Source organism: Arthrobacter sp. ISL-48, from assembly GCF_018613805.1.
In the GTDB taxonomy this organism is placed as follows: Bacteria; Actinomycetota; Actinomycetes; order Actinomycetales; family Micrococcaceae; genus Arthrobacter.
Genome location: NZ_JAGGPL010000020.1, coordinates 84,912 through 91,184 on the forward strand (window position 1 = coordinate 84,912; position 6,273 = coordinate 91,184).

General features: G+C 62.0%; 5 protein-coding genes. All 5 read right to left on the bottom strand.

Annotated elements, in window-relative coordinates:
* Positions 1-5: 5 nt before the first annotated feature.
* On the bottom strand, positions 6-1,001 hold the full coding sequence (locus tag J7E83_RS17310; RefSeq protein ID WP_214964731.1) for a D-2-hydroxyacid dehydrogenase: 996 nt from the start codon (positions 999-1,001) through the stop codon (positions 6-8).
* On the bottom strand, positions 998-2,092 hold the full coding sequence (locus J7E83_RS17315) for a tartrate dehydrogenase (RefSeq protein WP_214964733.1): 1,095 nt from the start codon (positions 2,090-2,092) through the stop codon (positions 998-1,000). The genes J7E83_RS17310 and J7E83_RS17315 overlap by 4 nt, the downstream gene beginning before the upstream one ends.
* Positions 2,089-3,627: an aldehyde dehydrogenase family protein gene (locus J7E83_RS17320; RefSeq protein WP_214964735.1), complete on the bottom strand. Its 1,539-nt coding sequence runs from the start codon at positions 3,625-3,627 to the stop codon at positions 2,089-2,091. The genes J7E83_RS17315 and J7E83_RS17320 overlap by 4 nt, the downstream gene beginning before the upstream one ends.
* A gap of 96 nt (positions 3,628-3,723) precedes the next feature.
* Complete coding sequence (locus J7E83_RS17325; RefSeq protein ID WP_214964737.1) at positions 3,724-5,001, bottom strand: FAD-binding oxidoreductase; 1,278 nt, start codon at positions 4,999-5,001, stop codon at positions 3,724-3,726.
* Positions 5,002-5,028: 27 nt separating this feature from the next.
* Entirely contained in the window at positions 5,029-5,700 is a 672-nt protein-coding gene (locus tag J7E83_RS17330) for a haloacid dehalogenase type II (protein WP_214964738.1), read from the bottom strand.
* Between the last annotated feature and the right edge of the window lie 573 nt (positions 5,701-6,273).

Consider the following 6,273-nt stretch of genomic DNA (forward strand, 5'->3'; position numbering starts at 1 on the left):
TGGCTTCACGGATGGGCTCGGGCAGCCGGGACAAAGCCCAGGTCTTTGTCCACGATGTTCTCCAGCGGTTCATTCCCGCAGTACCGCTTAAGGTTGTCTACAAAGAGCCGGCCAAGATCATCAAGATATTCCTCGGTATCGCCGCTCATATGCGGAGTGATGATGACGTTCTCCATGCCCCAGAGCGGATGCCCTTCCGGCAAAGGTTCTGGATGGACCACGTCCAGTGCGGCACCGGCAATTGATCCTGACGTCAGCGCGCCAGTCAAAGCCCCCGTGTCAACAAGTTCACCCCGCCCCACATTGATAAGACATGCAGAGGGCTTCATTGCGGCAAGAACTGCGGCGTTGACGAGCCCCCTGGTTTCGTCCGTCAGCGGCGCGGCGAGAATGACGTAGTCGTAGGCAAGGACGGTGCCGGACAACTCCCGGGAGGAGTGGATCTGACCAAAATCAGTATCCCCCGGCCGGCATGTACGGCCGGCACCGTCCACCTCCATCCCCACGGCGCTCAACAGTTTCGCGACTTCGCGGCCGATGGAACCTGTGCCCACCACCAGTGCGCGTTGGCCCTGGATCTTGCGGCTGACCCGGTGCTGCCAGCGCTGATGCTGCTGCAGCCTGAGCGACCCCTGGGCGTCCTTGGCCATATCCAGTACAAAACCGAGCGTGAACTCCGCGATGGACCGGCTCAGCACTCCGCGGGAGTTCGTATAGGCAACGTTGCTGCGGATCAATTCATCGAACAGCAACTGGCTCACACCCGCAGCCGAAACGTGAATCCACTTCAAGGTGGACGCGGCACTCCAGTTCTCCTTCAGCGCGGGCGAGAAGGAATGCCACTGGTACAGCACCTCTGCACCGTCCATCGCCGCTGCGAGGCCGTCAGCCTTGGTCAGCCGGACCTCTGCAAGGGCCTCAATTTCCGGCAGGCGGGGCGGCAATGCCTCCCGGTAGAGGACGGCGACGACGGGCCGCGTGCTTTCGGCTGCACCCGTCATAACACCGAGGTAGCGGCGCTCGCCGCCTGGTGAGCGGCCACGACATCGATCGCGGACAGGACGGCTGCCGTGAATTCCGACGTCGACGAGGTTCCCCCGACGTCGCGGGTGCCATGACCGTCACGCAGGGCCGACTCGAACGCTGACTGAAGGTGGGCGGCGGCCCCCGGGTGGCCGAGGTGCTCAAGCATCATGGCACCCGACCAAATCTGTCCCACAGGATTGGCCAGGCCCTTGCCGGCGATATCCGGAGCCGAGCCGTGAACCGGCTCAAAGAGTGACGGGAAGTCACGTTCCGGGTTCAGGTTCGCGCTGGGTGCCAGGCCGATGGAGCCTGTGACCGAGCTGCCAAGGTCCGACAGGATGTCACCGAAGAGGTTTGAGGCCACAATGACATCGAAGGTCCAAGGCTTAAGGACGAGGTGCGCCGCCAAGGCGTCCACGAGCTCGCTCGTGAGGGCGACATCCGGGTACTGGCGCACCGATTCTTCGACGATTTCGTCCCAGAACGGCATGGTGTGGACTATGCCGTTGCTCTTGGTGGCGGAGGTGAGGTGCCCCCGGCGGGAAGACGCGAGGCGGGCGGCGTAGTGGGCGGCACGCGAAATGCCGAGCCTGGTGAAGATGGTCTCCTGGACCGCACTCTCCTGCGGCAGGCCACGGTACATCCGGCCGCCGACCTCCGAATATTCCCCTTCGTTGTTTTCCCGAACGATGAGGAGGTCAATCGGGTGCTTGGCCGCAAGAGGCGAGGTAACGCCGTCGAGCGTTTTGACCGGCCGCAGGTTGATGTACTGCTGGAATTCACGACGGATCGGGATCAGCAGGCCCCACAGTGATTCGGTATCAGGGACCCCAGGCGAACCCACCGCGCCCAGGAAGATGGCGTCATGCTTGGCCAGCTGCTCCAGCCCGTCAACGGGCATCATCCGGCCATGCCGGCCGTAATAGTCCGAGCCCCAGTCGAAGTACGTGAACTCCAGTTCCAGGGAATGGAGTTCCGCAATCCGCTCGAGGCAGGCGATTGCCGCGGGGACAACTTCGTTTCCTATGCCATCACCGGCAATAACCGCAATGCTGTGCGCGCTCATGGTTTCCTCCGCTCCGGCAAGTGGGCCAGCGGTTGCCAGCTTGGTGCCGATTCTCCTACGTTGATAATGGTGCTCTTGGGTTCTGTCATCTCAAGCACGGCGTACTGCACGCCTTCCCGGCCTACGCCGGATTTCTTGAACCCGCCAAAGGGCATGGAATCTATCCGGACATCGCTTGTCTCGTTGATGACCACAGACCCCACCTGCAGCCTGTCGGCAATGGCCAGGGCAAGATCGATGGATTGCGTGAAGACGCCTGCCTGGAGCCCGTATTCTGTGTCGTTCGCCGCGTAGATGGCATCCGAAACCTCGATGAACGGCAGGATGCTGACTACTGGGCCGAAAACTTCCTCCCGGATCACGCGGCAATCCGCCGGAACATCAGTCAGCACCGTGGGCTCGTAGAAGGCGCCCCGGCGCCGGCCTCCCGCATGGACAGTCGCGCCAGCTGCCTTGGCTTCTTCGACCCATTCCTCAATCCGGCGAGCCTCCGGCTTGGAAATCAGGGGGCCGACGTCGGTGGCCCGGTCAAGCTTCGGCCCGGTCTTCAGCGCCCTTGTCCGGGCCGTGACCTGCTCCAGAACCTGGTCGAACAGCGAAATGTGGACATAAACCCGCTGCACGGACAGGCAGTTCTGGCCTGCCACCCCGAAGGCCCCGGCCACAATTGCTGCGGCGGCTCTTTCAGGATGGGCGTCGGCGCAGACAATCGTGGCGTTGTTCCCGCCCAACTCGGACAGGATCTTCTTCGCCCCCGCTGCCGCGGCGATACGATCGGCCGTGGCCGGGCCGCCCGTGAAGGAAATCAGGTCTATCCGGTGATCGGTGATCAGGGCTTCGGAGACCCCCGGTCCGGTGACGACAGCCGCTATCCGACCCGAAGGGACGCCTGCCTCGAGCAGCAGCTTGACGAACGCAAGCCCCGTCAAAGGAGTCCGGGTGGAAGGCTTGAGCACGACGCCGTTACCCCCGATGAGGGCGGGGCCCAGTTTGTGTGCCACCAGATTCAGCGGATCATTGAACGGCGTGATCGCCGCAACAATCCCCACTGGCTTCCGGCTGTACCAGCCAATCTTGCTCCCGCCGGCCACGCTGTCATCAAACCCCAGCGTCTCCCCCGTCAGCTCGCTCGACGCGGCAGCGGAGAGCCGTAAGGTCTCCATGCAGCGGCGAACTTCGCGTTCCGCCTCGCTGATGGTCTTGCTGCTCTCGGCCGCGATGATGTTGGCGAAGCGCTCAGACTGCTCACCCAGCAACACAACCGCCCTCTCCAGCGCCTGCCGCCGGGCACGCAACGGCCATTCGTCAGCCTGCAGATGACGGTGGATGTGTGCAATCGCCCGGCGGACATCCTGGGGCGAAGATGTGCAGACCCGCCCCAGCAGGAGGCCGTCCTGGGGGTCCCGGACCTCCAGGTCCAGGCCAGCAGTCTGCCACTGCCCCTCGAAGAAGGCACCCCCGGGGAGATTGGCAAACTGTGACCGGTCGTCCGCTGTTTCCGGGCGCGCCTCATCGAGGAATGTTGATGGCGACATGTGATCCCTTGTCTAGGTGATACGTCTAAGTGATTCGAAGCTGTCCACCTGATTCGGCTGACCAGCTGGTTTCGGCATACTGGCTGAGTCGGCCGGCTACTTGATCCGGTCGATGATTTTGGCTGCTGCGCCGATGAAGGGCAGGAACCAGGGCGGACCGAAGTGGCCTGGCACGGGCGGGTTCTTCAGGTCTTCCCAAACGTTCGCGCTCTTGTCGCCGGCCATGTAATGCGCCATCCTCTTGCCCATGTGTGCGGCCATCTGCACGCCGTGCCCGCTGTAGCAGAGGGAGTAGAACAGGCCGTCATGCTGGCCCGCATGAACCATCTGGTCCATGGAGAGGTCCACCAGTCCGCCCCAGATGTAGTCCACCTTGGCGTTGGACAGGTAGGGGAACAGCTCGAGCATGGCCTTACGCAGGATCTCGGCGCTCTTGACGTCCGAGTCCGGGCTGGACAGCGCAAAACGCGCCCGGCCACCGAACAACAGACGGTTGTCCGGCGTGATCCGGAAGTAGTAGGTCAGCATCTTGCTGTCCGAGGCCTGGCGGCGGTTCGGCAGGATGCGGTTGACCACGTCTTCGGGCAGCGGGTCAGTCACAATGATGAAGCTGCCTACCGGAATGACGCGGCGCTGCAGCCACGGCGTGACACCACTTGTGTAGCCGCTGGTAGCGACCAGGACCTGCTTGGCCCTGGTGATGCCCCGGGTGGTGTGCACGTCGTGCACGGTGCCGGTGACCTTCTTCAGCTCCGTTACTGCCGCGTTCTCGCAGATTTCCGCTCCGGCGGCAACAGCCACTCCGGCGAGGCCATGCACGAACTTGCCCACGTGCAGGCCTGCCCCGAGCGGGTCAACCATCGCGCCCTGGTAGAAGTCCGTGCCGATTTCGCTGTGGATCTCGGACTTGGGGATAACGGTCACATGGTGGTCGGCCAGTTTGGCCAGCTTCTCCTGCGACTTCAGGAAGCCCTCATAGTGGGACTTGTGGAAGGCCAGCGAGAGCTTTCCAAAGCGGTTGTAGTCGCAGTCGATGCCGTTGTCGTGCACGAGCTTTTCGATGGTATCGATGGCGTCGTTGTATTCCTGGAACATCTCTACGGCACGCGTGGCGCCGTAGCGCTTCACAGCGGTGCTGAAGCTGATGGCCAACCCGGTGGTCGCCATTCCCCCGTTGCGTCCCGATGCGCCCCACCCCACGGTGTGGCGTTCGAAAACGGCAACGCTCGCGCCTTGCTTGGCAAATTCAAGGGCTGCGGAGAGCCCCGTAAATCCGGCACCGATGATGGCGACGTCGACGTTCTCGGGCACCGGAGTCTGCCGGTAGTCTCCGGATGCTTCGGCTGTGTCCAGCCAGTAAGGAATGAGTTTCACGGTTTGGCCTTTCGCCTCGACGTCGGTTTAGAGACCGAGGTGCTTGTTGATCTCGTCCAGGGACTTGGCAGTGTTGAGGTCGTAGCCCGGGCCAATGGGGTCGTAGCCACGGTCCAGCATCCAGAGGTTGCGGAAGCCCATGTCGTGCATCGGATGTATGTCGTAGCGGGTGTGCGAGGAGATGTGCAGGAAGTCCTCCGGCTTGGCGTTCAGGGTATCGAGCATGTACTCGAAGGCCTGGTAGCGCGGCTTGTAGGCCTGGGCCTGCTCAGCGGTGTACACGGCGTGGAAGTCTGCGCCGAGCTTGGGGATGCTGATGTCCAGGAAGCTGGTGTCTGCGTTGGACAGAGCCACGAGCTGGTAGTTGTCGCCCATGAGCTTCAGCGGAGCCGGTACGTCCTCGTGGGCGACCCAGCCGCGTACAGCGTCAGCGAACGCTGCGCCGGCACCTTCGGTCGGTCCGATGCCCCAGCGCTTGCACACCCGGTCAAAGGAATCCTGAAGGATCGCCTCGTAGGGCTTGTAGTCGCCACAAACCTCGTCGAACCGGTACCCGCGGAACTGTTTCTTGAAGGCCGGCCACTGCTCTTCTGAGATGCGGCCATCGAGCAGGCGACGCGTGGTGGGATCGATGTCGAAGTTGATCAGAGTGCCGTAGATATCAAAAGAGATGTACTTCGGCCGGTTGGAGTCTGCCATGATTCGTCCGTTTCATTCGGTCTTGAACGGGAGGCCCGGAGATGTGGCCTGCCGCCTTCCTTTAAGTCTGCGCCTGCGGAGTCCATCGGGTATTCAGGCTCCGATGCCCGCTGTTCTGACTCTAGGTCTGCTGATTGTAGATTGTCAACAGTTCTTTATGAGATTCTTTCGCAACTAGGAAGAGACCAAAGAATAGTTGGTTTATTTATCGTCAATTGTTGACAATCAACGATCCGCCCTGTTGCATTGCCTTAGATGCGGAAACGAGATCCTGATCACAGCCGCATGGAGCACCATCCCCAGCACCGCCTGGCACTTCGCAACAACGGATGTGCACGGAGGGTTCTGCACAGACTGCCCCCATCTCAGCGGATCAACTTCAGCTGAAACCACTTGAAGGGAAGCACCATGAAGAGCATCAACAAAGTCCAGACCGCAACCGCAGGGCTCGCTGTTGTATTGGCACTCAGTGCCTGTGGCGGCGCTGCCACAGGCACACCTGCACCTGACAGCTCCAAGACGTCTAATACGGCGGATATCTCGGAGGGTGTCGGCCCGGACCAGGCAGCGGTT